The sequence below is a fragment of the Corynebacterium sp. HMSC05C01 genome (genome assembly GCF_001807155.1).
GTDB classification, from domain to species: Bacteria; Actinomycetota; Actinomycetes; order Mycobacteriales; family Mycobacteriaceae; genus Corynebacterium; species Corynebacterium coyleae.
In genome coordinates, this window is the sequence record NZ_KV787971.1 from 65,339 (window position 1) to 92,189 (window position 26,851).

A 26,851-nucleotide genomic window follows, 5' to 3' on the forward strand; every position below is an offset into this window, starting at 1 on the left:
GTGACTGAATCAACCAATGACCTGTCGCAAGACACCGCTGTTGAGGAGACTCAGCAGGAACGTGTCTACGACACCCCGGACGGCATTACCGCGCCCCCGATCGATGAACTGCTGACGAAGGTCTCGTCGAAGTACGCTCTGGTGATCTTTGCAGCCAAGCGTGCACGTCAGATCAACAGCTTCTACCAGAACTCCGAAGATGGTGTTTTCGAGTTCATCGGCCCGCTGGTAACGCCAGAGCCTGGTGAGAAGCCGCTGTCGATCGCGCTGCGTGAGATCGAGGCAGGCCTCCTCGAGCATGAGGAAGGCCAGTAAACGCTTCTGCTAATGACGCCGTTGTGTGAGCCATTGGGGCTTCCGCAACGGCGTTTTTGTATGCTTGGCCCACATGAACGAAGCCACGTCTGCCCCCAAGAACGTTGTGATCGGTGTCTCCGGCGGAATTGCTGCGTATAAGGCATGTCACTTGGTCCGCGACTTTAAAGAGCATGGCGATAATGTGCGCGTTATCCCTACGGAAAGCGCGTTGTCGTTCGTGGGCGCAGCAACATTTGAGGCGCTGAGCGGAAACCCAGTTGATACTGGGGTATTCAAGCGTGTCGACGAAGTCCAGCATGTCCGTCTCGGTCAAGAGGCCGATCTCATCGTTGTTGCACCTGCAACCGCTGATCTCATGGCCCGTGTCGCAGCAGGCCGAGCAGATGACCTGTTGGCTGCAACCATTCTTGTGGCCACATGCCCCGTCGTGCTTGCGCCTGCAATGCACACCGAAATGTGGCATAACCCAGCGACGCAACACAATGTAGAGGTGCTTCGTTCGCGTGGGATTACGGTTCTTGAGCCGGCGCATGGGCGCCTGACGGGTAAGGACACGGGTCCGGGTCGTTTGCCGGACCCTGAGGCGATTGCGCAGCTAGCCCGTACGGTGTTGGCAACCGGTCCAATGAAGCAGACGCTCGCAGGAACCCGCGTGCTTATTAGCGCGGGAGGAACGCAAGAAAATATTGATCCTGTGCGTTTCGTTGGTAACCGATCCTCTGGTAAGCAGGGGTTTGCGCTCGGGGACATCGCAGCGCAGCGGGGAGCACAGGTCACGATCGTGGCTGGAGCAACTGCGGAACTATCTGTGCCCTCAGGGGCGGAGGTGGTGCGTGTGCAATCCACACGTGAGATGAAAGACGCGATGGATGAGCGTGCCGCAGGCGCAGACATCATCGTGATGGCGGCCGCTGTGGCCGATTACCGTCCAGAATCGGAAGCTACGACGAAGCTGAAGAAGGGCAAGAGCGATGACGCGCTCTCCGTTGTTCGCTTGACCGAGAACCCGGACATCCTTAAAGGTCTCGTCGAAAAGCGAGATGCTGGCGAGACTCATGCCACGATCGTCGGGTTTGCAGCTGAGACGGACAACGAACTTGAGAATGGTCGCGCGAAACTCAAGCGTAAGGGCGCGGACTTTCTCATGCTGAACTCGGTTGCTGGTGGCAATGTGTTTGGCCAGTCAACTAACCGCGGTTGGTTGTTGAGTGCGTCTGGCGAAGAACTGGAAATTGAGGACGGAACGAAACACGAGGTAGCTGCTCGGATCTGGAATGCGATTGAAAAGCTTCGCGCTTAGCTTTGCGTACTTAGACCGCTTGGTCTAGTGTGTTGGAGAATCAGCCTCAAGGCCACGTAAAGGAAAGATCCGTTGTCACTCGACACTTACTACCGACTGTTCACCAGTGAGTCCGTCACTGAAGGGCACCCAGACAAAATCTGCGATGCGATCTCGGACGCGATTTTGGACGACATGCTCGCGCAGGACCCACAGTCCCGCGTTGCAGTGGAAACGCTCGTTACCACTGGGCAGGTTCACGTTGTTGGAGAGGTTCGCACGTCTGCGTACTCCAATATTGCGAAGATCGTGCGCGACAAATTGGTGGAAATCGGGTTCACCTCTTCCGAGGTTGGTTTCGACGGCAACAGCTGTGGCGTCAACATCGCAATCGGTGATCAGTCGCAGGAGATTGCGGATGGCGTGACCACCTCCCAGGAGGTGCGCGAACAGGCCTCCACTGAAGAGACTGACCAGTCTGGTGCGGGTGACCAGGGGCTGATGTTTGGGTACGCCTCCAACGAGACCCCTGAGTACATGCCGTTGCCGATTGCGACTGCGCACCGCCTTTCACGCCGACTGTCCCAAGTGCGCCACGAGGGCATCGTCGACGGCCTTCGCCCAGACGGCAAGACTCAGGTCACGTTTGCGTACGACGGTGATACCCCGGCGTTTATCGACACGATCGTGATCTCCACGCAGCACGACCCACACTTCACTGGTGAGGCACTTGAGAAGGCGCTTCGAGAGCACGTTATCGCTTGGGTTATGGAAGACGCCGGTCTGGAGAAGTTCTACCGCGAGGACACCAAGGTCCTGATCAATCCGTCTGGCTCGTTTATCTCCGGTGGTCCGATGGCGGACGCAGGCCTGACTGGACGCAAGATCATTGTGGATACCTACGGCGGTATGGCACGCCATGGCGGTGGCGCGTTCTCTGGCAAGGATCCCTCAAAGGTGGACCGCTCCGGTGCGTATGCGACACGTTGGGTGGCGAAGAACATTGTCGCTGCGGGCCTCGCAGACCGTGTTGAGGTTCAGGTTGCGTACGCAATTGGTCGTGCAACTCCGGTTGGCCTGTACGTGGAGACGTTCGGTACCGCCGCTGAGGGGCAGACCAACGAGTCGATCCAGCAGGCAGTGGAGAAGGTCTTCGATCTGCGACCGGATGCGATCATCCGCGATTTGGATTTGAAGCGCCCGATCTACAGCCAAACCGCTGCCTACGGCCACTTTGGTCGCACAGACATCGATGTGCCTTGGGAGCACACCGATAAGGTGGACGACTTGCGCGCAGCCGCAGGCGTTTAAGTTTCCTTCGAAGCCGCTTGGGGTTTGTCCCAGGCGGCTTTTTGCTGTTCAGACTTCTTGTGGTTGCGCAAGGCCACGATTCCGACAACCACGCCAATGAGGATTGGCAGCCAGATCTTGGAGTATTCGAGCGCAACAAGAACCCACTCGGGCAAGTCCGGGAGGTCTAATTCAGGCCAGTTGATCTGGGGGAGCGGAAGATCCATTTGGGGAAGGTGCGGGACCGGAAGATCCATGTGCGGCAAGGTGATGTCGGGGAGTTCCCAGTCCGGAAGGTAGCGCAGAAGCCGGTCGATGATTCGGCTTACGATCGGACCGAGGACAATCACCGCCAGCGCCCAGCCACCTTTGCCCAAGCCTTCGGCCATAGGGATGAGTGTGCGCTTGAGCGAACTCGATTCCATTGTCCGACGCCGTTTCGCACCGCGTGAGCCTTCTGGAGGGTCGAACTCGACGATGGTGTCGCCCTCCCGAAACTCGACACTGAGCAGTTCGTCGAAGCCACTTGCACGCAGTTTAAGGTGAGGCTTTTGGCGGTCAACGCCGATCCCCATTGGAGTCTCGAGTTTTGCCCCGCCGTTTCCAAAAAGGGGGAGTCGCCCGCTGTTCACGTCGTTGTAGCGGTGCTGCACGGTGCCGTCGACACGCACTTCCATGCGCTCACTCGGATTCTTTGCCCAGAGTTCGACGCGTTCGGGCAGCGTGTGTTTGTCTGTGGCCAGGGTGCCTTCCTTGTCAGTCTCATCTCCGGGCCACTCAGGGTCCTCTGCCGCGAAGTCGCGGTCGAATCCCACACGCAGTTCGATAAGCCCATACTTCGGGTGGTTGAGGCTCCAGGTTTCCATCGGCTACACCTGCGCACTGCTTGTCGACGACACCGGGGCCGGCTGCTTGCGCACCAAAGACATCAGCCATGCGCAAAGTGCCGACACGACAGCCACGCCGAGTGCATAGATGAAGGTGCCGTCATTGAAGTAAAGGATCTTCGCCACCCAGAAACCGCCAGCGGCGGATAGTGGCAATGTCCAAGAGGGACGGAAGCAGTAGCCGTCGACAAGCCCCGCGATAGCAGCGACAGCTAAGATGAAACCAACGAGGAGCCATGGCGTGCCAGCGACGGGAATGAGGAGTGCAGGTGCGATCACATACAGTGCAAAAACGGCATAGGGAAGTGCCTTGAGCCAACCTTCGCGGTCTGCAGTGTCTTCCGATTGCTCGTCTGTATGCTCGCCTGGATCAGTCATGGCGACGAAGTCTAACGGCTAATTCGCGTGGGTGTACACACGCCCCGGGACGGGGTCCTTAATCATCTCGTCGAGGCTTACCGGACGCAGCCCCTTGGCGCGCAGACCATCGATGATGCATTCCGCTGCGTTGATGGTCGGCTCGTGGATGTCGTGCATGAGCACAATCGATCCAGCTTGCGCCTGATTGACCGCTATGGAGCAGGTGCGTGCGGTGTCACGGTGGCTCCAATCCATCGTGTCAACGTCCCAAATTGCCAGCGATAGGCCACGGGCCTTGGAAGCATTGATTACACGGCCGTCGTAGGAACCATAGGGCGGGCGCACCCAGTGCACCTTCACTCCCGATTGCTTCTCAATGGCAGCACTCGTGTCGCTGAGCTGTGACCCGATCGTCGCGTCGGATTGGCGCGCCAGGTCCGGGTGTGAATACGAGTGGTTGCCAATCGTGTGGCCCTCGGCGCGGATGCGGCGCAGGATCTTCGGGTTTGCATTGACGTTGTTACCGACGACGAAAAACGTCGCATGCGCATTCTTGCGCTTGAAGATGTCGAGCAGGCGCTCCGTACCGGGAACCGGTCCGTCGTCGTACGTAATTGCTACGCAATTGCTGCAGTTGGTTGCGTTAGGAGACAACGTTGGCTCCGCTGCCGGGACCACGGTTACCGGCACAGTCTCTTCTTCCTGCGGTGCAGGGCGCAGGTGAGGTGGCACGCTATCTCGAACTTGTTGGGGGAGTTGGTTGTATGCCTTGCGCCAGTTGTCCTGTACGGCTTGCTGTGCGCCTTGCGACGAGCCGTGGATGTAGGCGGATACGTTGTCGATCGGCGAGCCGTTACCTGGACTAAGTATCGGGCCAAGGGAGGAGCCTGCAAAAAGCTGTTGTGTCTGCTTGCTTCCTAGCGAAGGATTTGTGACGTCAACCGCATGTGCTTGGGGAGCAGTCATGGCTCCTGCGGCAACTGCGGCGGATATACAGACGGATAAGACTGCGGGAAGCAGACGTTTCATGGCGGAAGCGGGTCCCTCATCGGCGCGATTGATTTGTGATGCATCTATTACTACCGCACTGTTTCGCACAGCTGAGCCTTAGGTCCGGAGTGTCGTGTCGTGGCGTGGTTTAGAATGCTGCACCATGTCGAACACGCGAGCTGCTAACCTGCCTGTGGCCCGCGTGCTGCCTATGTTGGGGCTCGCGCACCTTGATCGGGCCTTCGATTATCTTGTCGACGAGCAGGATGCAGAAGCCGCACAGCCAGGCGTCCGCGTGCGGGTTCGGTTTGCAGGCAGGCTCGTGGATGCGATCGTGCTGGAGCGGGTGTCGTCGACAAGCCATGAAGGCTCACTGCGCTTCATCGAACGCGTTATCTCACCCGAGGTCGTGGCCCCGGAGCACACGCGCATGCTTATCGACGCACTCGCGGACCGGTACGCAGGCATCCGATCCGACATTTATCGCTCTGCAATACCCGCACGACATGCGAAAGCGGAAGAAACGGATACCTCCACACCATGGGTGGAGCTCGGGGAGGTCGCCGAGCCGGACCTTTCCGCATGGACGACGTACACACACGGTGAGTCCTTCGTCGATGCCGTAGTAGAGGGAAAGCTGGCTCGTGCCGCGTGGCAGTTGGTGCCGGGCGAGGATTGGCCTGCCGCGCTTGCCGCACTCGCTGTCAAGGTGGCAAAGGACGGCGGTGGCGCGCTCATCGTGGTTCCGGACCAAGATGCTGTTGACCGTTGCGAGGAAGCGCTACGCGAGCTCGTTGCGGCAAAACAAGTGACGACTTTGACCGCCTCCCAGGGACCCCAAGCACGGTATTCCCGCTACCTGTCCGTTCTGCACGGCCAAGGGCGCATCGTGGTAGGGACCCGCTCCGCCGCGTTCGCGCCGGTCCAGAACTTGCGGTTGATGGTCGTCATGTTCGACGGCGATGACAACCTCGTGGATCCTCGCGCGCCCTACGTTCACGCCAGGGAGGTGCTCACGACGCGCTCGAGCCTTGAGCGCGCATGTTTGGTCATCGGTGGATTCTCACGCACAGCAGAGGCGCAACTGTTGGTGGAATCTGGCTGGATGCACGAACTGGTCGCACCCCGCCAAACGCTTCGTACACGTTCGCCTTACATTCACGCCGCGGGCGATTCTGACTTTGAGCTTGAACGGGACCCGAGGGCTAAACAGGCGCGTCTGCCTTCGTCAGCATTTGCAGCCGCGACGAAAGCCCTCGAGCGGGGCACACCCGTGTTGTTCCAGGTGCCACGCACCGGCTATATCCAATCACTCGCCTGTGGGCAGTGTCGTACACCGTCGCGTTGCCGTTGGTGCAACGGACCGCTGGGGTTGCCGTCCGGTGGTGAAGCAGCGGCACCGACATGCCGGTGGTGTGGCCGAATGGACCCTGCACATGTGTGTCCGGCATGCGGTTCCCGGCGTGTGCGGGCTGTCGTACTGGGCACCGAACGCACCGCAGAAGAGCTTGGCCGTGCGTTTGCGAAATATAGGGTCAAAACGTCCGGGGGCGATCGTATTTCGCGCACGATTGACGCGGGGCCTGCGATTGTCGTCGCCACGCCAGGTGCGGAGCCTCGAGTACCAGGCGGATACGGTGCTGCTGTGCTGCTTGACGCGTGGGCGCTCGTGCAACGCCCTGACTTAAGGGCAGTGGAGGACACGCTGTCGAAATGGATGGCTGCTGCCACGCTTGTCCAACCGCATGCCGATGGCGGAGAAGTCGTAGTGGTAGCGGAGCCGAGCATGCCGGTCGTGCAGCATCTCATTCGCTGGGACGCGCCGGGATTTGCAGCTGCAGAGCTGGCTTTGCGCCGCGAGGCGAGATTTCCGCCGGCGGTCCACGTTGCCGTGGTTGACGCGCCCCGAGACGCGCTGGAGCCGTTCTTTGAGCGCACCGACCTGCCGGACTACGCGGAGATCCTGGGGCCTGTGGATTTGCCCCCGGGTGTGCGTTTGCCCGGCGAGTGGGATCAGCGTGAGTACGGTCCGGCGCAGCGCATGCTGGTGCGCGCGCCGTTAACTGGGCGGTCTGCGCTGGGCAAGGCGCTGCGGGCAGGGGCAGTCGCGTGGACGACGTCCAAGCAGGAACTGCCACTGCGTATCCAGGTCAATCCGGTGGATATCGGGTAAGCGAAATTTCGCTTGTCCAGGTCAGTACACTTGGCGTTCATGGCCATACGCGACATTCGTCTATTCGGGGATCCGGTGCTCAACACGGCAGCGGAGGAGGTGGATGTGTTCGACGAACGCCTGCACAGGCTCGTGGGCGACATGCTTGAGACGATGGATGCGGCTGGGGGTGTTGGCCTAGCGGCAAACCAGGTCGGTGTCGCACAGCGAGTGTTTGTGTTCGATTGTCAGGGCCTTCGGGGACACATCGTGAACCCGGTGTGGACGCCGTTGGGCGAAGATACCCAAATTGGTGTGGAGGGATGTCTTTCGGTGCCTGATGTTCGCGGGACTGTTGAGCGGCACAACACCGTGGTTGCCCATGGCGCCGACATGTGTGGGCGCCCGCTGACACTACGCGGCAGCGGATTGCTCGCACGCTGCATTCAGCACGAAGCAGACCATCTCGACGGCGTGATGTTTACGGCCCGAATGTCGCCAGCTGACCGCAAAGCGGCACTCGATGCGATTGCCGCGGCGGAGTGGAATAAGGAGAACTAACCGTGAGACTTGTATTTGCAGGCACCCCTGAGCCGGCGGCAGTGGCACTGGAGCGGCTGCTGGCATCGGAACATGAGGTAGTGGCCGTGCTGACGCGACCCGATGCACGCAAAGGCAGGGGGCGCACGTTGCATCCGTCGCCGGTGAAGGCAGTTGCACTCGAGCATGGCATTGAGGTGCTCACACCCGAGAAACTTGACGACGACACCGCGGCCCGACTGCGCGACATCGCCCCAGACGCGATCCCGGTCGTTGCGTACGGCAACCTGATTCCTGCTGGCATGCTCGATATTCCGACGCACGGTTGGGTGAACTTGCACTTCTCGCTGCTGCCGCAGTGGCGCGGTGCTGCGCCGGTACAGGCCGCGATCCGCGAGGGCGATGCCTCCACCGGTGCGACGACGTTCCGGATCAACGAAGGGTTGGACACCGGCGACATTTTGGACACGCTCACAGACACAATTTCCGACGACGACACCGCCGGTGTTCTTCTCGAGCGTTTGGCGTACTCCGGCGCAGACCTGCTCGTTCGCACCATGGATGGTCTTGAATCCGGCACACTGACGCCGAAAGCACAGCCTGAAGAGGGAACCTATGCGCCAAAGATTCTCACTGCAGATGCGCGCGTTGACTGGGCCGCCGATTCCACGGTCATCGATCGGGCAATTCGTGCGCATACTCCAGCGCCTGGTGCATGGACTATGCGAGGCGAGGAGCGATTCAAGCTCGGGCCAGTAACGTCTGTCGATTCAACCGAGCTCGCCCCGGGCCAGGTTGCATTTGGCAAGAACGAGGTGCGAGTGGGAACCGGTACTCGTGACGTCGTGCTCAGCACGATTCAGGCACCCGGCAAGAAAATGATGAACGCAGCTGATTGGGCTCGAGGCTTGGCCAACGATGTCCGGGCGGAAGGGATGACGTTCGAATGAGTGGTGGATTCCGGTCACGCGCAGCAGGGCGCCGTGAACACCAGCCGAAGCGAAACGGGCGAGCAAACACGCGGCAGGCGCCGAGGCGTCGCAAAGAAGCAGCACCTGTGAACGCAACCGCACGCATCGGTGACCCGGCGCGCGAGGCGGCATTTGAGGTGTTGGTACGCGTCGAGCGCGACGCGGCGTTTGCAAACCTCACCCTGCCGACGGTCTTGCGTGAGCGAAAGATCACCGGTCGTGACGCTGCGTTTGCAACCGAGCTGACTTACGGCACGCTGCGCAGCCTTGGTGTTCTTGACGCTGTGATTGCAGACAACGCATCCCGCGGCCTGGACCGAATGGCTGTTGAAGTGCTGACCGCGTTGCGGCTCGGCACCTACCAGTTGCTGTACACGCGAGTGGAGGACCATGCGGCCGTCGACACCTCCGTACGTTTGGTTGAAGCGGCCGGTCAATTCAAGGCCAAGGGCTTTGTCAACGGCGTATTGCGCTCGATTACGCGGACTCCAGCGGAGGAGTGGCTCCGCAAGCTTGAACCGGAGGACCCGCTTGCTGCGGTGGCGTTCCGCCATGCGCACCCGGTGTGGATCGCGGAATCGATCCGTGCTGCACTGGGCTCGAGAGACGACGAGCTTGAGGCCGCGCTTGAGGCTGATTCAGCCCGCCCGGTCGTACATCTTGTTGCTCGACCAGGCGAGATGAGTGCGGAGGAGTTAGCGCTGGTCACTGGCGGAGAAGAGGGGCGCTACTCACCGTACGCCGTCTACCTCCCTGAAGGTGATCCAGGACAGTTGCAGCCGGTACGCGAGGGGCTCGCCGCAGTCCAGGACGAGGGCTCGCAGGTGATTGCGCGTGCGGTAGTGGACGTGCCGGTCGAAGACGACCAACGCCGATGGCTCGACTTGTGCGCTGGGCCGGGAGGTAAGGCGGCGCTTATGGGGGCGTTGGCTGCTATCGATGGCGCAGTAGTTGATGCCGTCGAAGTGAGTCCGCACCGTGCTGAACTCATTCGGAAAACCGTGCGTGATCTTCCTGTGCGCGTCCATACTGCCGATGGTCGTCGTTCTGGCCTTGAGCCGGGCTACGACCGTGCTCTCGTCGACGCACCCTGTTCCGGTCTCGGAGCGCTTCGCCGCCGCCCAGAGGCGCGTTGGACCAAGCGTGAGGAAGACATCGCGGAACTCAACGTGCTTCAGCGCGAATTGCTCTCGGCTGCAATCGAGCTAGTTAAGCCCGGCGGTATTGTCGTCTACTCCACGTGCTCACCCGATGTGCGCGAAACCAGGGGAATCGTCGACACGATCCTCGCTGATGGCAAGGTCGAGGAGCTCGATGCGAGCCAGTACGCAGCGGGCATGGATGACGTTGGCGACTTGCCAAGCGTCCAGATGTGGCCGCACCGACACGGAACAGACGCTATGTTTTTCGCTGTACTGCGAAAACTCGGACCCGAGCCGACCACCGAAGTTTAAGGACACCTCATGATTTACATCGCACCATCAATTCTTGCCGCTAATTATGCAGCGCTTGGCGACGACGTCCGCAAGGTCCCCAACGCAGACCTGATCCACGTTGACATCATGGACGGCCACTTTGTGCCCAACTTGTCCTTTGGTCCCGACGTGACCAAGGCGGTTGACGGCGTGACGGACCAATTCCTGGATATGCATTTGATGATCGAGGAGCCGGAGCGGTGGTTTGAAACCTACGTCAAGGCCGGCGGCGACCGCCTCGTGTTCCATGTCGAAGCGACCGACGACCATGTAGCTGCTGCGAAGCAGTGCCGCGAACTCGGTGTACAGTCCGGCTTCGCCATCAAGCCAGGGACCGCAATCGAGCCGTACCTCGATGACCTCGAGCATTTTGATCAGGTCATGGTCATGAGTGTCGAGCCAGGATTTGGCGGCCAGAAGTTCATGCCCGAGGTCCTGGGCAAGGTGATGACGCTTCGCGATCGCATTGCGGAAGCGGGCCTGGACACAATCATTGGTATCGACGGTGGCATTGCCAACAGCACTATCGCACAAGCGGCAGCGGCCGGTGTGGACGCATTCGTTGCTGGTTCCGCCGTATTCGGCGCTGATGACCCAGCCCAGGCGGTAGAGCGCCTCCGCGAGTTGGCAACTGAGGCTGCGCAGGCGTGACACGTGATAATCCCGCGTTAGCCAACGCGGTTTCTGCGGCCATAGCGGCGGGTGACGCAGTGCGCGGGACGACCTCGCCGAACCCGCCGGTGGGCTGCGCAATCGTGACCGCATCCGGGGAAGTTATCGCGACTGGCGGGACCTCTCCCGCGGGCGGGCCCCATGCTGAGGTCAACGCCCTGCGTGAAGCGGGACCACGGACGAAGGGCGCGACAGCCGTTGTCACTTTGGAACCGTGCAACCACACTGGCAGGACAGGTCCGTGCACCCAAGCGTTGGTGGATGCCGGAATTGCGAGGGTGGTGTATCTGACCGCTGATCCGTTTGAGCCTGCATCCGGCGGCGCGGATTGGCTGCGAACACATGGATTGGATGTGGCCCTACTTCACACCCGTGTGGAGGCACTGCAGCCCTGGCTTCGCTCGGTGCGCAACAACCGCCCGAGTGTGACGCTGAAGTTTGCGTCGACGCTGGACGGGTTTACGGCAGCGGCCGATAAGACGAGCAAGTGGATCACTTGCGACGAAGCCCGCGCCGCTGTGCACGCAGATCGCACGAAACGTGACGCGATTGTCATTGGCACGGGGACCGCGCTTGCTGACAACCCATCGTTGACCGCCCGCCACAGCGATGGCGCTCTGTATGAGCACCAGCCGCGACGTGTGGTCGTCGGTAAGCGGGCTGTTCCCAGCGGCAACCTGACCGAGCTCGGGTTTGAGCAATACGACACTCCACAGGCCGCGCTGACAGCGCTGTGGGATAGCGGCGCGAGAGATGTGCTTGTAGAAGGCGGGGCAACATTGGCGGCGAGTTTCCTGGAACTCGACCTGGTCGACGCGGTGCAGGCCTACATTGCCCCTGCACTGCTGGGGGCCGGACGGGGAGTGCTCGACCGCGAAATCGCGGGAACGATTGGCGACGCTAAACGTTTCCGCACCACTGATGTGTGCCGGATCGGCAACGATGTGCTTATGGAAATGGAGAAGGACTGAACTGTGTTTACGGGACTCGTTGAGGAGATTGGTGTCGTCGACACGCTTGAGCAACTCGAGGATGCCGTTCGGATCGCGGTACGTGCGCCGAAGGTCACCGAGGATGCATCACCGGGGGACTCCATCGCGGTCGACGGCGTGTGTCTGACGGTGGTTGACAACGTTGCTGGCGTATTCACCGCTGACGTGATGCGCGAAACGCTGGATCGCTCGCGTCTCGGCACCTATAGCGAGGGGAGCAAGGTCAACCTAGAGCGCGCGTTGGCTGCTGGTCAGCGCATGGGCGGACATATCGTGCAGGGCCACGTCGATGGTGTCGCCGAGGTTGTCTCTCGCACGCCTTCGCAGCACTGGGAGGTAGTGCGCTTCACTCTGCCCGCGAATCTTGGTCGGTATGTGGTGGAGAAAGGATCCATTACGGTCAACGGAACATCGCTGACGGTTTCCGCAGTCGGAGACGACTTTTTCGAGGTGTCGCTGATCCCCACCACGCTGCGCGATACCACTGCTGGTGACCTTACGGTCGGTGATCCGGTGAACCTTGAGGTGGATATCGTGGCCAAGTACGTTGAGAAAATGGTGCAGGGCTAGGGTTGAACGGTATGACAGCATCCGCCGGTAGCGCCGGTAATCACACCACCGACTTGGACACCGAGTTGAACACTGTGGAGGAGGCGATTGCCGCCATCCGCGAGGGCAAAGCAGTCGTCGTCGTGGACAGTGAGGATCGCGAAAACGAGGGCGATCTCATCTTCGCCGCACAAGACGCCACGCCGGAGTTGGTGGCGTTTATGGTGAGGTACACCTCTGGCTACATTTGCGTGTCCATGTCGGACGAGCGGGCTACTGCCCTCGATCTGCCCCCGATGGTTGCGCAAAACCAGGACCTGCACGGGACTGCCTACGCCGTGACCGTTGATGCAGCAACCGGCACCACCGGTATTTCCGCACGTTCGCGCGCCACGACGATCGCATTGCTTGCCGACGATTCCGCGACCCCAGAGTCGTTTACGAGGCCCGGACACGTTGTGCCCCTGCGGGCGCGTGACGGGGGAGTACTTGTCCGGGATGGACACACGGAGGCAGCGGTAGACCTTGCGACGCTTGCGGGTAAGGCCCCTGTCGGTGCCCTGTGCGAGATCGTTTCTGAAGATGACCCTGCAGACATGGCTCGATTCGACGAGCTCCGCAGGTTCGCGAATACGCACGGGCTTCCGATGATTTCGATCGAGCAGCTCGCTGCGTACCGTCGCCAGCATGAACGATTTGTCGAACGCAGCACTGCTACTCGTTTACCAACGGAGTTCGGTGAATTCACTGCGGTTGGCTACCTGGATACGTTGACTGAGACCGAGCATGTTGCGCTGATCGCTGGGGAACTTGATGCACTGCGCGACGCCGAGGACGTTCTCGTCCGCGTGCATTCGGAATGTCTCACCGGCGATGTGTTTGGCTCCCGCCGTTGCGACTGTGGTCCGCAGCTTCAGGAATCAATGCGCCGCATTCAGCAGGAAGGCCGCGGCGTTATCGTCTACTTGCGTGGACATGAGGGACGCGGAATCGGGTTACTCGCCAAGCTGCGCGCCTACCGTTTACAGGACGACGGGCTCGACACCGTTGATGCAAACCTTGAACAAGGCCTGCCAGTCGACGCACGCGACTATTCCGCAGCAAGCGACATCCTTGCAGACCTGGGTATCGGTTCGGTCGATCTGATGACCAACAATCCCCAAAAAGTCGATGCCTTTGCCGGTCTGATCCCCAAGGTTGCTCACCGCAGTAGGATCGAAGTGGTTCCTAACCACGACAACATCGCCTATTTGCGGACGAAGCGCGACAGGATGGGACACGACCTGCCCGGCATTCTCGGTTGGGCTGAAGAACACAACACACAACACCCACAACACCACACCAACTAGGTATCAAGGAGACCCACCAGTGGCAGCTACTGGAGCACCCGAGGACTATTCCCTGCAAGCGGAGGGGCTTACCGTCGCCGTCGTTTACACCCGCTGGAATGAAAAGATCGTCGAGATGCTGCGCGCTGGCGCACGAGATGAGGCCCGAGAACTGGGCGTTAAAGTCGATGAATATGCGGTAGCAGGCGCGTTGGAGTTGCCAGTTGTGGTGCAGGCATGCGCAAAGCGCTACGACGCGGTAGTGGCCCTCGGCTGCGTCATCCGTGGCGAAACTGCCCACTTTGATTACGTTTGCGACTCTGTCACCGCTGGCCTCACCCGTATTGCATTGGATGAGGAAACGCCGGTAGGCAACGGCGTGCTCACGGTTGAAGAAGAAGACCAGGCTTACGAGCGTGCCGGTGGGGAAGACGCGAAAGAGGACAAAGGCGCCGAGGCGATGCGTGCGGCCGCTGGGGCCTTAGTTGAACTGCAGAAAGTTCGCGCTTTGCCGCTAAAGGGTTAAAGTAGCCGGAGCGAGCGCGGCACGGAGTCGTCGAGAAGCAAGAGCGTTTTCAAGTTGACAAGGAGTGCGGAAGTGACTGATCAACCAGCAGGCACACACATAACGAACGAGCAGGAAGCTGCTTACCTGACTGCGCTTGATCCGCACGCCAACACCTCGACGAAGCCGTGGGAGCTTGAGATTTCGTCGAAGTACCTGCGAACCGTGGCGATCGGCTGGATCATCCTTGTCATGGCCGTGCATTTCTTCATGGCGTGGGCCGTGGACGCGCAGTTCTCGGGCATCGCAATTACCAGCGTGGATAAGTTTGCGTTCGTGGGCGTTGGCCTGATTATTTCCGTCCTGTCCTGGATCGCACTGACTCGCCCTCGGGTGCGCGTCAACGAAGACGGCGTCCAGGTAGCCAACATCATCGGCACCCGTTTCTACCCCTGGACCGTCATTTACGGTTTGAGCTTCCCCAAGGGCTCCCGCATGGCGCGACTCGAACTTCCGGAATTCGAGTACGTCACCCTGTGGGCGATCCAATCAGGCGATAAAGAGCGCGCGATTCAGGCTGTCGAGCAATTCCGCAAGCTCGAAGCCAAATACATGCCTAAGGATTAACCCTTGGCTGACCCCCAGTCTTACCGCCCAGCGCCCGGAACGATCCCAACCGATCCGGGCGTGTATAAGTTCCGGGACCGCGACGGGCGTGTCATCTACGTTGGCAAAGCCAAAAATCTTCGTGCGCGCCTGAGCAACTACTTTCAGCCACCGGAGACTCTGCACCCGCGGACCCGGCAGATGGTCTACACCGGCGCTTCAGTCGAATGGACCGTTGTCGCATCCGAGGTAGAGGCGCTCCAGCTCGAATACACATGGATCAAGCGCTTCGACCCGTGGTTTAACGTCATGTACCGCGACGACAAGACCTACCCAATGCTTGCCGTCAGCGTGCGCGAACGCTACCCGCGCGCGTTCTTCTACCGCGGCCCCAAGCGTAAGGGCGTACGCTATTTCGGCCCGTACTCGCATGCGTGGGCGGTGCGCGAGACCCTCGATCTGCTCACGCGCGTGTTCCCGATTCGGACGTGTTCCAACGGTGTGTTTAACCGTCACGAATCCCTTGGACGCCCTTGCTTGCTTGGGTACATCGACAAGTGTGCGGCACCCTGCGTCGGTCGTGTCGACGAAGCCGAGTACGACGAGATCGTCCAGGGCTTCCTTGGCTTCATGGCAGGTCGCTCCGAGAAGCTTGTCCGTGGCATCACCGCACAGATGGAGGAGGCCGCGGAGAACCTCGAGTTTGAAAAGGCGGCGCGGCTTCGCGACGACCTCGGCGCCGTCGAAAAGGTAATGGAGCGCCAGACGGTCGTCCTCAGCCAGGACACCGACGCGGATATCATCGCCTTTGATACCGACGAGCTTGAAGCGGCGGTGCAGATTTTCAACGTCCGCGATGGGCGCATCCGCGCACAGCGGGGCTGGGTTGTCGAAAAAACGGGCGATGAGCCCGGAGCCGCAGAACGTCTGGAGGAAGGCCAGACCGACCCAACGTTGCCAACGTTGATGCAGAACTTCCTGGTCCAGTACTACTCGGATGCGGTCGAGCGAGTGAAGCAGGAGCGTGAAGAGGATCGCAAGATCGAAGCGCAGAAGGTTCGCCGCCGAGGCGTAGATCAGGAGTCACGTGCGCAAGCGGCGGCACCGATGCCGGTGCCGCGTGAGATTCTCGTCGAGACGCTGCCCGCGGAACTGCCGGAAGTGACCCAACTTCTCGAAGAACTACGTGGCGGGCCTGTGGACCTTCGCGTGCCGCAGCGCGGTGATAAACGTGCACTGATGGAAACAGTGCACAAAAACGCCGCCGAAGCGCTCCACCAGCACAAGTTGAAGCGGGTCGGTGACCTGACCGCACGATCGCAGGCCCTGCAAGATATCCAGGACGCGCTCGGGATGGACGAAGCGCCGCTGCGTATTGAATGCACCGATATTTCCCACATCCAAGGCACCGACGTTGTAGCCTCCCTCGTGGTGTTCGAGGACGGTTTGCCCAAAAAGAACGACTACCGTCGATACCGCATCAAGGAAGCAGCCGGCGATGGTCGATCCAACGACGTCGGGTCCATCGCCGAGGTCACACGCCGGCGCTTCAAGCGCTACAACGAGGACAAACTCGCCAACCCTGATGAGGTCGCTGAGGCGCAGACCTTCGAGGACGAGGCCGACGAATCGACCGGTGCGAAACGCTTCGCTTACCCTCCCCAGTTGTTCATCGTCGACGGCGGCAAACCCCAGGTTAATGCCGCACAGGCTGTGTTCGACGACCTCGGCATCGTCGATGTACAACTCATCGGATTGGCCAAACGCCTCGAGGAAGTGTGGGTGCCAGACGACGACGAGCCGGTGATCCTGCCGCGAAACTCCGAAGGCATGTATCTGCTCCAGCAGGTGCGTGATGAGGCCCACCGGTTCGCCATCACCTACCACCGCCAGCAACGCTCGAAGCGCATGCGAGCGTCCGCCCTCGACGCAGTCCCGGGACTAGGCCCCGCGCGGAGAACCGATTTGGTGAAGCACTTTGGCTCGGTGAAGAAGATCAAAGAGGCTTCTATCGAGGAGATCCAGGAGGTTAAAGGCGTCGGTCCGAAACTCGCCGCGACGATCTACGAGCACCTTCATACGTAGCTGGTTTTGAGGCTGGTTATGAGGCAGGTTTTGCGGCAGCTTTTGCGGAACCGCGACGCGGCTCGCTGCGCTTCGTTAGGATGAGCGCCATGTCCACAGCTTCTGCTCAAGCATTGCCACACGATTTGCGTTCCGCCAGTTGGCGTCCGGTGATCATCACCGGCTTGTCCGGTGGCGGATTGTCCACCGCAGCGAAAGTATTCGAGGACAAAGGTTTCTTCGTTTCACAGAATCTGCCACCCCAGTTAATTCTGGAGCTTGTGGACCTTGCAGCAGCGGACGATTCCCCAGTGGAACGGCTGGCGGTCGTGTCGGACGTGCGCGCAGACCGGTTCAACGGTTCATTGGCCGACACCCTTGAGGGGCTCCGTCGACGTGGTTACTCACCGTTCGTGCTGTTTCTTGAGGCGCGTGACGATGTGCTGATCCGCCGATTCGACTCCGTGCGGCGCACGCACCCGCTGCAGGGCGATGGTACCTTGCAGGACGGCATCGATCGCGAACGCGAGGAAATGGAAGGCATCCGTTCGGCCGCAGATGTCATCATCGACACGTCCAATTTGTCTGTGCACGACCTACGCCGCGCTGTTGAGGCATCGGTCGGCGAGCTGCCGGTGGAGCGTCAACACGTCACTATTGAGTCTTTCGGATTCAAGCATGGTTCGCCACGTGACGCTGATCTAATCATTGATGTGCGATTCCTACCCAACCCATACTGGGTTGAGGAGCTGCGCGACTTCCGCGGTATCGACGCACCTGTAGCAGACTATGTCCTGTCGCAGGATGGTGCGAAGGAATACGTGGACCATTTCGTTGATCTGTTGTCGAGCACGTTGAAGGGCTACCGCCACGAAGGTAAGGACTTCATCACTGTGGGCGTTGGCTGCACAGGTGGGCACCACCGCTCGGTTGCGGTCGCAGAAGCGATCGGGAGGCGACTGCGACAGCAGGGCCAAGTTGATGTCAATGTCATCCACCGTGATTTGGAGAAGCACTAATGCGCGCGACTGATCCCGCGGCGATGACGTACACATGCCTCGGGGGAGGGCATGGGCTCTACCAGACGCTCACGGCCGCGCGCGTTGCCGGCGCAGCTCGTATTAACGCTGTGGTGACAGTTGCCGATGACGGCGGCTCGTCGGGCCGCCTGCGTCGCGAGATGGAGATTGTTCCTCCGGGAGATCTCCGCATGGCGCTGGCAGCGCTTACCGACGACAGCGGGGACGGCGCAATGTGGCGCGACACGCTCCAGCACCGCTTCGGTGGGCATGGCGCAATGGCTGGACACGCCTTGGGAAACTTGATCATCGCCGGACTTGCGGAGCGCCTTGGTGACACACAAGCGGCGCTGGACCAGGTTGGCAAATGGACCGGCTCCCAGGGACGAGTCATTCCAGTGAGCCCACAACCCCTCGACATTGAAGCTGATGTTGCAGGGCTTGACGACGACCCACGGGTGCTGCGCTCTGTACACGGCCAAGTCGCCGTTGCGACGACACCGGGCACTGTGCGCCGTGTGCGGCTGACTCCGTCCGAACCGCCAGCGAGCCGGGACGCCATCCAGGCGATTATGGACGCGGATCTGGTCACCATTGGGCCTGGTTCGTGGTTTTCCTCTGTGATCCCGCACCTGTTGGTGCCTCAAGTGTGTGATGCGCTGAACGAGACCGAAGCGAAGGTGGTTGTGGTACTTAACCTCTCCCCAGAAGCAGGGGAGACCCATGGGTTTACCACCGAGCGTCATATCCATGTCTTTGCGCAACACGCCCCCAACCTGCGGGTTGATTGCTTCCTGGCGGACAGTGACATGGTGACTACGCACGGTGAACGTGAAAACGTCCGCCGTGCGGCGGAACGGCTCGGCGCGGACGTCGAGTACCGCTCCTTACGCGTCGAAGGCGACGATGGTGTGAAGCGCAACCTTCATGATCCGTTGAAGCTTGCTGCTGCGCTCAAGGACCTCTCGACGAGCAGCTAACAGCTGCAAGCTAGACTGCTTCGGGTTAAAGGGGGCGATGAAAGGACGGAAGCATTGGCGCTTACGGGCAAGGTGAAAGAAGAGCTACTCGCCGTATCTTGTGGTACCACCGAGGCTCGGGCGGCGGAAGCCACCGCGCTTATTCGTTTCGCCGGCTCGATCCAGCCTTCCGATAACGGTCTGGCCATCGTCGCAGAATTCGGCGAGAAGCCGGTGGCGGTGAGGCTCGCGGAATCCATTCAAGAACTCTGCGCAGTCCAGCCTGCCATCGAGACCGTACCCCCTGTCCAAGGCAGTAAAGACACCACGTATGTCGTTCGGGTGGAACGTGACGTGGCTGATGTCATCCGCCGGCTGAAGCTTGTGACAGCGTCTGGTCACCCGGTGGTTGGTATGCCGCGACAGGTGATTTCAGGATCAATGGCCGGCGTTGAGGCAGCTTGGCGTGGCGCGTTTCTCGCGCGAGGAAAGCTGATGGAGCCTGGCCGTACCGCGACCCTTGAAGTGGCGTGCCCGGGCCAGGAAGCTGCGCTCGCACTCGTTGGGTTGGCCCGTCGTCTGTCGGTGACCGCGAAGACCCGTGAAACCCGAGGTGTGGAGCGAGTGACTATCCGCGACGGCGAGACCATCGGAATCCTGCTGAGTCGTATGGGGGCACCACTGACCCGCCTGGAGTGGGACCGCAAGCGCGCGGCGAAGGCTGTGACAGCGAAGGTAAACAACCGCTTGGCTACCTTCGATGACGCCAATACGCGCCGTTCGGCGCAGGCTGCAGCAGCTGCTGCAGCACGGGTGGAGCGTGCGATGGACATTCTTGGCGACGATGTTCCTGAGCACCTTGCGGAAGCGGGCTACCTCCGCGTGGAACACCGCCATGCTTCACTCGAGGAACTTGGTCGTTTGGCTGACCCGCAGATGACCAAGGACGCCGTTGCAGGACGTATTCGACGACTGCTGTCGCTCGCTGATCGTCGAGCAGCCGAGATGGGGATCCCGGACACACACGGAGTGGAAACGGCTCCGAATCCTGTGAATTCAGATTAACGCCCAGAACGTGTTCGGAATCACAGTTTCCTCTGGGGTACATGAGATGCCCTGAGCGGGCGGTCTTTTCCCCAGGGGGAGTGGGGGTGCTGAGGTGTCGTGGTGTGGGAAACCACATTCAGAATCGGCACGGCGGGGGAATGCTCCCCCTGGTTGCGGGGAGGGGGCCTTGGGGCGAATTTGCGCCCTGCAGGCTGTGAGAGGCGCAGATACACTGGCTTGCGTACGAGGTTTTCTACAACCATCGAGGAGAAAATACAGTGACTACGCGCATTGGCATTAACGGTTTCGGTCGTATCGGACGTTCCGCGCTCCGCATCATCGAGGACGAGTACAAGGGCGAGCTCGAAGTCGTCAAGATCAATGACTTGACGAACAATGAGACTCTCGCACACTTGCTGAAGTACGACACGGCCTACGGCCAGTTCAAGCACGACATCGAGTACGACGACCACTCGATCTCTATCGATGGCCGCCGTATTGAGGTCTCCGCTGAGAAGGACCCGGCAAACCTCGCCTGGGGTGACCTGGATGTTGACATTGTGCTGGAGTGCACCGGCGTATTCCGCAAGGGGCCGGAGGCTCAGGCACACATTGATGCTGGCGCGAAGAAGGTCATCATCTCCGCACCGGGCAAGGAAGTTGACGGCACCTACGTGTGGGGCGTGAACCATGCCGACTACACGGGCGAGGAGAACATCATCTCCGCGGCATCGTGCACCACGAACTCGCTCGCGCCGGTTGCGAAGGTCCTCGACGAGGCGTTCGGTATCGAGCGTGGCCTGATGACCACCATCCACGCTTACACAGGTGACCAGCGGATCCAGGATGCTCCGCACAAGGACCTGCGTCGCGCCCGCGCGGCAGCGCAGAACATCGTTCCGACGACCACCGGTGCAGCTAAGGCTGTGGCGCTCGTGCTCCCGAGCCTTGAGGGCAAGCTCGATGGCTTCGCAATGCGTGTGCCGACCATCACCGGTTCCGCCACCGACCTCACCGTGACCCTGGGCAAGGATGTCACTGTCGAGGAGGTCAATGCGGCAGTAAAGAAGGCTGTGGAGGACAGCGAGTTCGGCCAGGCGCTGAAGTACACCGAGGACCCGATCGTCTCTTCCGACATCATCGGTGACCCGCACGGCGCTATCTTCGACGCTGGCATGACTCGCGTCATCGACGGCAACCTAGTCAAGATCATCTCGTGGTACGACAACGAGTGGTCTTACACCGCCCAGTACATCCGTCTGACCAAGCTGGTCGCGGACAAGCTCTAAGTTATGGCACCCCCGGGTCCGTGGCGCTTCCAGCGCGGCGGACCCGTTTTTCATACGATGGGATGCGTTCACCGAACTAAAAGGAGAGACCCCTTGACTAAGAACTTGCAGCAGCTTCTCGACGAAGGCGTCGACGGCCGCCACGTCCTCGTTCGTTCCGACTTCAACGTTCCGCTCGACGAGAACGGCAACATCACCGATGCCGGTCGCATTGACGCGTCGCTGCCTACGCTGAAGGCGCTTCTCGACGGCGGCGCGAAGGTCATCGTTATGGCACACCTCGGCCGCCCGAAGGGCGAGGTGAACCCGAAGTTTTCTCTCGCACCGGTTGCAGAGGCGCTGTCGGAACGTCTCGGGCAGTTTGTCCCGCTGGCAGGCGACGTCAGTGGCGAGGACGCCCACGAGCGTGCCAACGGCTTGACCGAGGGCGAAATTCTGCTCCTGGAGAACGTTCGTTTCGATCCGCGCGAGACTTCAAAGGACGAGGCGGAGCGCGCGGAGTTCGCGGCTGAGCTCGCTGCGTTGGCGGCTGACAACGGCGCGTTCGTCTCTGACGGTTTCGGCGTTGTGCACCGTGCCCAGGCGTCTGTGTACGACGTTGCGAAGAAGCTGCCGGCGTACGCGGGCTTCCTCGTCGATAAGGAAGTAGAGATCCTGTCTGCGGTCAAGGACAAGCCGGAGAACCCCTACATTGTGGTGCTCGGTGGCTCGAAGGTGTCCGACAAGCTCGGTGTGATCGAGGCGCTTGCAGAGAAGGCAGACAAGATCATCATCGGTGGTGGCATGTGCTTCACCTTCCTTGCGGCCCAGGGCCACAACGTGCAGAAGTCGCTGCTGCAGGACGACATGATCGATACCTGCAAGGAGCTCATCGCACGTTTCGGCGAGAAGCTGCTTCTGCCGGTTGATGTCGCTGCGGGTGCTGGCTTTGACAAGGACACCGAGAAGAAGGTCGTCGGCCTGGATGAGATTCCGGATGGCTGGATGGGCCTGGATATCGGACCGGAGACCGCAAAGAACTACGCCGAGGCAATCAAGGGCTCCAAGACGGTGTTCTGGAACGGCCCCATGGGTGTGTTTGAGTTCCCGAACTTCGCCGACGGCACCAAGGCAGTGGCTGAGGCAATGATCGCAGCGACCAAGGACAACGGTTCCTTCACGGTTGTCGGCGGCGGCGACTCGGCGGCATCCGTGCGCACTCTGGGCCTCGACGAAGAGGGATTCTCCCACATTTCGACCGGCGGCGGCGCTTCCCTTGAATTGATTGAGGGTAAGGACCTGCCTGGCGTTTCTGTTCTGCAGTAAGGAGGTCTATCCATGGCACGTACACCACTCATCGCGGGCAACTGGAAGATGAACCACGATCACCTTGAGGCGATCCAGAGCGCGCAGAAGCTTGTCTTCGCGTTCCCGAAGGATGGTTACGAGGTAGTCGATATCGCCCTGACCGTCCCGTTCACAGACCTGCGTTCAATCCAGACGTTGGTGGAAGGCGACAAGCTCCAGATTACCTACGGCGCGCAGGACGTGTCTGAGCACGACAACGGCGCGTACACCGGCGACATTTCTGCCGCGATGCTGGAGAAGCTCGGCTGCACCTGGGTGGTCGTCGGCCACTCGGAGCGTCGCGAATACCACGGCGAAACCAATGAGCAGGTCGCTGCCAAGGCGAAGAAGGCCCTTGAACACGGCATCACGCCAATCGTCTGCGTCGGCGAGCCACTCGAGGTCCGCGAGGCGGGCGACCACCTCGACTTCGTGGTCAAGCAAACGCGTGAGTCGTTAGCTGGTGTGGATGCGTCCAAGGTCGTCATCGCCTACGAGCCCGTCTGGGCAATCGGTACTGGCAAGGTGGCCTCCGCCGCGGACGCCCAAGAGGTCTGCCACGGCATCCGTGAACTTGTCCGTGGGCTTGCGGGCGACGACGCAGCCGATCAGGTCCGCATCCTCTACGGCGGTTCGGTGAAAACGGACACCGTCGCAGAGATCGTGGGCCAGCCCGATGTCGACGGTGGACTCGTCGGCGGCGCCTCCCTGGATGGCCAGGAGTTTGCGAAGCTTGCCGCCGCTGCCGCGAACGCGTCGATGTAAGGTCCCACCAGAAAGTGGTGTAGGCTCAACAGAGTTTGCACCAATGTGATTTGGAAAGGTATCGCAGATGGCTCTTGCTCTCGAGATCGTGCTGGTGATTTCCGCGATCCTCATGACCGTGTTCGTCTTGCTGCACAAAGGCAAGGGCGGCGGTCTGTCCAGCCTCTTCGGTGGCGGTGTTCAGGCGAACCTGTCCGGCTCCACCACCGTGGAGCGCAACCTGGACCGCGTGACCGTGCTGATGGCGATCATCTGGATCGCCTGCATCATCGGTCTGAATCTGATCCAGACGTTCGCGTCCTAACAGCGAATTAGTTCAACGGTCCTGCTGCATCCTCGGTGATGCGCAGGACCGTTTCTTTACGCCCAACTGCGCCGGCGACCGGCCAATCCTGAGCTGCCGTAACACCGTCACCTGCGTGGGAGGCAGCCTCGGCTTTCTCTGCGCCGGAAACGAGCAACCACACACGGTCGGCTGACTGGACCGCAGGCAGGGTCAGGGTCGCCCGCTCGGCTGGCGGCTTGGGGGAGTCAGTAACCGTGACGACCATGGCATCATGTTCGCGCACGGCGCTGGTGTGAGGGAACAGCGAGTTGATGTGACCCTCGCCGCCCATACCGAGCAAGTGGAGGTCGAAGCCATCCGGCGCAAACTCCGCTAAGGCTGCTTCATAACGCGCTACCGCGGCATCCATGGGCCCACCGTCCAACCCGTAGCCGTGGATGTTCGCTTCGGGTATGTCGACATGGTCAAGCAACGCCTCCCGGGCCTGGCCCTCGTTGGACTCGGGGTGGTCTACCGGTACGTTGCGTTCATCGCCGAAAAACACGTCTACGTTTGCCCAGTCGATCGCTTCGGTGCGCAGACGTCGCAGGAGAGCGATGCCCGCGGTTCCGCCGGTCAGTACCACTCGAGCGCGGCCGTCGCCAGAGCGCTGAGCGTCGCGGATGACGGCCGCAACGTCGGCGGCGGTGTCGTCGATAAGAGCCTCGAGATTCGGATAAATCATGCGTGTCGTACCTTTCCTAAGCCGTTCAAAGCGTTGCCGTAGATGGCATCGGGACCGAGGTGGCGAAGTTCTTCGGCAAGACATTCGGCGTCAGTGCGCTCACCCATTGCGACGCGCGAGTCAGCCATGTCTGGTACCGAAATGCGTACCGTGTACTCACCCTCAGCAACGACTTCAACATCGCCGCCGTCAGTGTGGATGATGGTGTGGGCGATGGGGAAGCCGGAGATATGCTCATCGCAACGTATTACCTCCACATCGAGGCTGTCAGCGAGCCAGCCGGCCGCAAGATCCACGCTGGGGTCTCCAGGAGCACCGGCGACCTCTGCACCCGTGATTGTGTGCTCAGGGAACCGGTCAAGCGCCGAAGCGAGAATTCCCCTCCAGGGAGTGATTTGAGACCACAACATATCGGAATCGCCGGGCGTATAGCCTGCCGCCAACTCCGCGAGCGATCCATCGCGGCTCGCACCACGAATGTTGGTAATGCGACGTTGCGCAATGCGTCCCAACTGCTCTTCGGCGGGCCGTTTTGGAGCAGCGCCTGGCCAATATGAGACAACGGGGGTGTCGGGAAGCAGAAGGGGTGTCACCACGGCACCGAGGTGCTGCGTCAATTCCCCGCGCAGATGCATGACGACGACCTCGGAGGCGCCTGCGTTAGACGCAACCATCACTTGGGCGTCGAGACGCGATTCCTTAGCCGGGTCGCCGGAGACCAGCACGAGTACACGTGCTGGGTGCTCGAAAGAGGCGTCCCGGAGGGTGGACAAGGTGTCGTCGAGAAGCTCGCTGTCTTCATCTACCGCAACCAAAAGCGTCAGGACGCGACCGGTAGCTAGCGAATGGCTCTCGCGCACGCGTGCGAGTGACGTCTCAATTTGTTTCGTGGTGGTGTTAGGAAGATCGATGATCATACGTCGAACCCTTTCTGCTCCGTTACGGACGACGCCACGCCCGGCCCTCGCGGGCAAGCATCTCATCAGCGGACGCAGGACCCCAGGTGCCTGCCTCATAGTCTTCAGGGGCGCCATGTTCCGCCCAGTAGTCCAACACCGGATCCAGAATCTGCCAACTGCGCTCCACCTCGGCGTTAGTGGGGAACAGGCTGGACTCGTCAAGCAGCGCATCAAGGATGAGACGCTCGTACGCCTCTGGGGACTGTTCCGTGAACGCCTCCGAGTAGTGGAAATCCATGTTCACGTCCCGAAGCTCCATACCCGCACCAGGGACCTTCGAACCGAAGCGCATGAGAACACCTTCGTCGGGCTGGACGCGGATGACCACTGCGTTGTTGGTCAGCAAATCCGTCTGGCCTTCTGTAAACGGCTGGTACGGGGGTTGTTTGAAGACAAGCGCGATTTCGGTCACCCGTCGGCCTAGGCGCTTGCCGGTGCGCAGATAAAACGGCACACCAGCCCAACGTCGCGACGCGATTTCTAGCGTGCATGCTGCGTACGTCTCAGTTGTCGAATTCGGATCGAATCCGTCTTCCTCCCGCAGCCCTACGACGCGTTCAGAGCCCTGCCAACCCGCGGTGTACTGGCCGCGTGCCGTCGTCTCAGAGAACGGGCCGACAGCGGTGGTGGCACGAAGCACCTTAAGCTTCTCCGCGCGCAGCTGCCGTGGCGAGAACGATGTCGGCTCCTCCATGGCAACCAACGCGAGCAGCTGAATCAGGTGGTTCTGGATAACATCGCGCGCTGCGCCGATGCCGTCGTAGTAGCTCGCCCGACCACCGAGGCCGATGTCCTCGGCCATGGTGATCTGCACATGGTCGATGTAGTGCGAGTTCCACACGGGCTCGAAGAGCTGGTTAGAAAAGCGCAGGGCCAAAATATTTTGGACGGTTTCTTTGCCCAGATAATGGTCGATGCGGAACACGGAGCGCTCGTCGAACACGGCGCCTACCACCTCGTTGAGCTGGTGCGCTGACTGCGCGTTGTGCCCAAATGGCTTCTCGATGATCACGCGCCGCCACTCGCCTTCACCTGCGTGGGCCATACCACTGCGATCAAGTTGGTGGATCACATCCGCGAAAAAATCGGGAGGTACCGACAGGTAGTACGCCCAGTTGCCAGCAGTGCCGCGTTCCGCGTCGCTGCGTTTCAACGTGGCCGCAAGGGCGTCGAAGGCGTCGTCGTCATCAAAGTTGCCCTTGACAAACTGAAGACCTTCAGCGAGGCGCTGCCACACATTCTCGTGAAAGCTAGTGCGCGCGCCCGCATCGATTGCTTCACGGACATAGGCCTGAAAATCAGCCTGTGTCCAGTCCCTCCGCCCGTAGCCGACGAGCGTGAACCCGCCGGGGAGCAGACCGCGATTCGCTAGATCATAGATCGCGGGAAGAAGCTTTTTGCGGGCCAGATCGCCGGTCACACCGAAGATAACCATGCCGGAAGGTCCGGCGATCTTGGGCAGCCGCTTGTCCTCAGGGGAACGGAGTGGGTTAGTCACA

At 60.7% G+C, this 26,851-nt stretch carries 27 protein-coding genes; 21 read left to right on the plus strand and 6 right to left on the minus strand.

The window, feature by feature from the left end; genetic code table 11:
- From rpoZ to metK, 3 genes are all read left to right on the plus strand, one after another.
- Complete coding sequence (rpoZ, locus tag HMPREF3145_RS10100; protein ID WP_371325710.1) at positions 1-315, plus strand: DNA-directed RNA polymerase subunit omega; 315 nt, start codon at positions 1-3, stop codon at positions 313-315.
- Between the two features lie 73 nt (positions 316-388).
- Positions 389-1,618, plus strand: a complete 1,230-nt coding sequence (gene coaBC / locus HMPREF3145_RS10105) for a bifunctional phosphopantothenoylcysteine decarboxylase/phosphopantothenate--cysteine ligase CoaBC (protein ID WP_141740867.1) — start codon at positions 389-391, stop codon at positions 1,616-1,618.
- A gap of 72 nt (positions 1,619-1,690) precedes the next feature.
- On the plus strand, positions 1,691-2,908 hold the full coding sequence (metK, locus tag HMPREF3145_RS10110; RefSeq protein WP_070423106.1) for a methionine adenosyltransferase: 1,218 nt from the start codon (positions 1,691-1,693) through the stop codon (positions 2,906-2,908).
- Here metK and HMPREF3145_RS10115 read toward each other — a convergent pair.
- The 3 genes from HMPREF3145_RS10115 to HMPREF3145_RS10125 are packed head-to-tail and all read right to left on the minus strand — an operon-like array spanning position 2,905 to position 5,100.
- Positions 2,905-3,753: a hypothetical protein gene (locus HMPREF3145_RS10115; protein WP_070423107.1), complete on the minus strand. Its 849-nt coding sequence runs from the start codon at positions 3,751-3,753 to the stop codon at positions 2,905-2,907. The genes metK and HMPREF3145_RS10115 overlap by 4 nt on opposite strands.
- Before the next feature lie 3 nt (positions 3,754-3,756).
- Complete coding sequence (locus HMPREF3145_RS10120) at positions 3,757-4,152, minus strand: hypothetical protein (RefSeq protein ID WP_070423108.1); 396 nt, start codon at positions 4,150-4,152, stop codon at positions 3,757-3,759.
- A gap of 18 nt (positions 4,153-4,170) precedes the next feature.
- On the minus strand, positions 4,171-5,100 hold the full coding sequence (locus HMPREF3145_RS10125; protein WP_168162466.1) for a polysaccharide deacetylase family protein: 930 nt from the start codon (positions 5,098-5,100) through the stop codon (positions 4,171-4,173).
- Between the two features lie 187 nt (positions 5,101-5,287).
- Here HMPREF3145_RS10125 and HMPREF3145_RS10130 point away from each other — a divergent pair, with 187 nt between their 5' ends.
- The 18 genes from HMPREF3145_RS10130 (at position 5,288) to secG (ending at position 23,687) form a co-directional block, all read left to right on the plus strand.
- A complete protein-coding gene (locus HMPREF3145_RS10130) occupies positions 5,288-7,297 on the plus strand; it encodes a primosomal protein N' (protein WP_070423110.1) in 2,010 nt (669 codons plus the stop codon).
- A 39-nt stretch (positions 7,298-7,336) separates the two neighbouring features.
- Positions 7,337-7,837, plus strand: coding sequence for a peptide deformylase (gene def, locus HMPREF3145_RS10135; protein WP_070423242.1), 501 nt, complete (start codon positions 7,337-7,339; stop codon positions 7,835-7,837).
- Between the two features lie 2 nt (positions 7,838-7,839).
- Positions 7,840-8,766, plus strand: coding sequence for a methionyl-tRNA formyltransferase (gene fmt / locus HMPREF3145_RS10140; protein ID WP_070423111.1), 927 nt, complete (start codon positions 7,840-7,842; stop codon positions 8,764-8,766).
- Complete coding sequence (locus HMPREF3145_RS10145) at positions 8,763-10,241, plus strand: RsmB/NOP family class I SAM-dependent RNA methyltransferase (protein ID WP_070423112.1); 1,479 nt, start codon at positions 8,763-8,765, stop codon at positions 10,239-10,241. The genes fmt and HMPREF3145_RS10145 overlap by 4 nt, the downstream gene beginning before the upstream one ends.
- Before the next feature lie 9 nt (positions 10,242-10,250).
- The gene (gene rpe, locus HMPREF3145_RS10150; protein WP_070423113.1) at positions 10,251-10,913 is read left to right on the plus strand and encodes a ribulose-phosphate 3-epimerase; all 663 of its coding nucleotides are present in this window, start codon (positions 10,251-10,253) and stop codon (positions 10,911-10,913) included.
- Positions 10,910-11,905: a bifunctional diaminohydroxyphosphoribosylaminopyrimidine deaminase/5-amino-6-(5-phosphoribosylamino)uracil reductase RibD gene (ribD, locus tag HMPREF3145_RS10155; protein ID WP_070423114.1), complete on the plus strand. Its 996-nt coding sequence runs from the start codon at positions 10,910-10,912 to the stop codon at positions 11,903-11,905. Before rpe ends, ribD begins: the two co-directional genes overlap by 4 nt.
- Before the next feature lie 3 nt (positions 11,906-11,908).
- Positions 11,909-12,496: a riboflavin synthase gene (locus HMPREF3145_RS10160; RefSeq protein ID WP_070423115.1), complete on the plus strand. Its 588-nt coding sequence runs from the start codon at positions 11,909-11,911 to the stop codon at positions 12,494-12,496.
- An 11-nt stretch (positions 12,497-12,507) separates the two neighbouring features.
- Positions 12,508-13,824: a bifunctional 3,4-dihydroxy-2-butanone-4-phosphate synthase/GTP cyclohydrolase II gene (locus tag HMPREF3145_RS10165; RefSeq protein WP_070423116.1), complete on the plus strand. Its 1,317-nt coding sequence runs from the start codon at positions 12,508-12,510 to the stop codon at positions 13,822-13,824.
- Between the two features lie 19 nt (positions 13,825-13,843).
- Entirely contained in the window at positions 13,844-14,329 is a 486-nt protein-coding gene (ribH, locus tag HMPREF3145_RS10170; RefSeq protein ID WP_070423117.1) for a 6,7-dimethyl-8-ribityllumazine synthase, read from the plus strand.
- 72 nt (positions 14,330-14,401) lie between these two features.
- On the plus strand, positions 14,402-14,935 hold the full coding sequence (locus HMPREF3145_RS10175; protein ID WP_246816805.1) for a PH domain-containing protein: 534 nt from the start codon (positions 14,402-14,404) through the stop codon (positions 14,933-14,935).
- A 3-nt stretch (positions 14,936-14,938) separates the two neighbouring features.
- Complete coding sequence (gene uvrC / locus HMPREF3145_RS10180; RefSeq protein WP_070423119.1) at positions 14,939-16,999, plus strand: excinuclease ABC subunit UvrC; 2,061 nt, start codon at positions 14,939-14,941, stop codon at positions 16,997-16,999.
- Positions 17,000-17,088: 89 nt separating this feature from the next.
- Positions 17,089-17,997, plus strand: a complete 909-nt coding sequence (gene rapZ, locus HMPREF3145_RS10185) for an RNase adapter RapZ (RefSeq protein WP_070423120.1) — start codon at positions 17,089-17,091, stop codon at positions 17,995-17,997.
- Positions 17,997-18,977 carry a gluconeogenesis factor YvcK family protein gene (gene yvcK / locus HMPREF3145_RS10190; protein WP_070423121.1) on the plus strand — a complete coding sequence of 327 codons (981 nt, stop codon included), beginning with the start codon at positions 17,997-17,999 and terminating at the stop codon, positions 18,975-18,977. Before rapZ ends, yvcK begins: the two co-directional genes overlap by 1 nt.
- 54 nt (positions 18,978-19,031) lie before the next feature.
- Entirely contained in the window at positions 19,032-20,021 is a 990-nt protein-coding gene (gene whiA, locus HMPREF3145_RS10195) for a DNA-binding protein WhiA (RefSeq protein ID WP_070423122.1), read from the plus strand.
- Positions 20,022-20,281: 260 nt separating this feature from the next.
- The gene (gene gap / locus HMPREF3145_RS10200; protein ID WP_070423123.1) at positions 20,282-21,292 is read left to right on the plus strand and encodes a type I glyceraldehyde-3-phosphate dehydrogenase; all 1,011 of its coding nucleotides are present in this window, start codon (positions 20,282-20,284) and stop codon (positions 21,290-21,292) included.
- Positions 21,293-21,385: 93 nt separating this feature from the next.
- Entirely contained in the window at positions 21,386-22,597 is a 1,212-nt protein-coding gene (gene pgk, locus HMPREF3145_RS10205; protein WP_371325711.1) for a phosphoglycerate kinase, read from the plus strand.
- 12 nt (positions 22,598-22,609) lie between these two features.
- A complete protein-coding gene (gene tpiA, locus HMPREF3145_RS10210) occupies positions 22,610-23,383 on the plus strand; it encodes a triose-phosphate isomerase (RefSeq protein WP_070423125.1) in 774 nt (257 codons plus the stop codon).
- A gap of 67 nt (positions 23,384-23,450) precedes the next feature.
- Positions 23,451-23,687 (plus strand): preprotein translocase subunit SecG, encoded by a 237-nt coding sequence (gene secG, locus HMPREF3145_RS10215; protein WP_070423126.1) that lies wholly within the window; start codon positions 23,451-23,453, stop codon positions 23,685-23,687.
- A 7-nt stretch (positions 23,688-23,694) separates the two neighbouring features.
- Here the strand turns inward: secG and pgl are convergent, their stop codons facing one another.
- Genes pgl through zwf form a run of 3 tightly spaced genes read right to left on the minus strand, consistent with a single transcriptional unit; the run spans position 23,695 to position 26,850 of the window.
- Positions 23,695-24,393: a 6-phosphogluconolactonase gene (gene pgl / locus HMPREF3145_RS10220; RefSeq protein WP_070423127.1), complete on the minus strand. Its 699-nt coding sequence runs from the start codon at positions 24,391-24,393 to the stop codon at positions 23,695-23,697.
- Complete coding sequence (locus HMPREF3145_RS10225) at positions 24,390-25,310, minus strand: glucose-6-phosphate dehydrogenase assembly protein OpcA (protein WP_070423128.1); 921 nt, start codon at positions 25,308-25,310, stop codon at positions 24,390-24,392. Before HMPREF3145_RS10225 ends, pgl begins: the two co-directional genes overlap by 4 nt.
- A gap of 22 nt (positions 25,311-25,332) precedes the next feature.
- Positions 25,333-26,850 carry a glucose-6-phosphate dehydrogenase gene (gene zwf, locus HMPREF3145_RS10230; protein WP_070423129.1) on the minus strand — a complete coding sequence of 506 codons (1,518 nt, stop codon included), beginning with the start codon at positions 26,848-26,850 and terminating at the stop codon, positions 25,333-25,335.
- Position 26,851: the final 1 nt, after the last annotated feature.

Excerpts from the sequence above, each read along its gene's own strand:
- HMPREF3145_RS10145 (WP_070423112.1), top strand. The coding sequence starts at position 8,763 with ATGAGTGGTGGATTCCGGTCACGCGCAGCAGGGCGCCGTGAACACCAG.
- HMPREF3145_RS10130 (WP_070423110.1), top strand. The coding sequence starts at position 5,288 with ATGTCGAACACGCGAGCTGCTAACCTGCCTGTGGCCCGCGTGCTGCCT.
- yvcK (WP_070423121.1), top strand. The coding sequence starts at position 17,997 with ATGCGCGCGACTGATCCCGCGGCGATGACGTACACATGCCTCGGGGGA.
- coaBC (WP_141740867.1), top strand. The coding sequence starts at position 389 with ATGAACGAAGCCACGTCTGCCCCCAAGAACGTTGTGATCGGTGTCTCC.
- def (WP_070423242.1), top strand. The coding sequence starts at position 7,337 with ATGGCCATACGCGACATTCGTCTATTCGGGGATCCGGTGCTCAACACG.
- tpiA (WP_070423125.1), top strand. The coding sequence starts at position 22,610 with ATGGCACGTACACCACTCATCGCGGGCAACTGGAAGATGAACCACGAT.
- rapZ (WP_070423120.1), top strand. The coding sequence starts at position 17,089 with ATGTCCACAGCTTCTGCTCAAGCATTGCCACACGATTTGCGTTCCGCC.
- HMPREF3145_RS10125 (WP_168162466.1), bottom strand. The coding sequence starts at position 5,100 with ATGACTGCTCCCCAAGCACATGCGGTTGACGTCACAAATCCTTCGCTA.
- HMPREF3145_RS10120 (WP_070423108.1), bottom strand. The coding sequence starts at position 4,152 with ATGACTGATCCAGGCGAGCATACAGACGAGCAATCGGAAGACACTGCA.
- HMPREF3145_RS10165 (WP_070423116.1), top strand. The coding sequence starts at position 12,508 with ATGACAGCATCCGCCGGTAGCGCCGGTAATCACACCACCGACTTGGAC.
- HMPREF3145_RS10225 (WP_070423128.1), bottom strand. The coding sequence starts at position 25,310 with ATGATCATCGATCTTCCTAACACCACCACGAAACAAATTGAGACGTCA.
- secG (WP_070423126.1), top strand. The coding sequence starts at position 23,451 with ATGGCTCTTGCTCTCGAGATCGTGCTGGTGATTTCCGCGATCCTCATG.
- pgl (WP_070423127.1), bottom strand. The coding sequence starts at position 24,393 with ATGATTTATCCGAATCTCGAGGCTCTTATCGACGACACCGCCGCCGAC.
- HMPREF3145_RS10115 (WP_070423107.1), bottom strand. The coding sequence starts at position 3,753 with ATGGAAACCTGGAGCCTCAACCACCCGAAGTATGGGCTTATCGAACTG.
- rpe (WP_070423113.1), top strand. The coding sequence starts at position 10,251 with ATGATTTACATCGCACCATCAATTCTTGCCGCTAATTATGCAGCGCTT.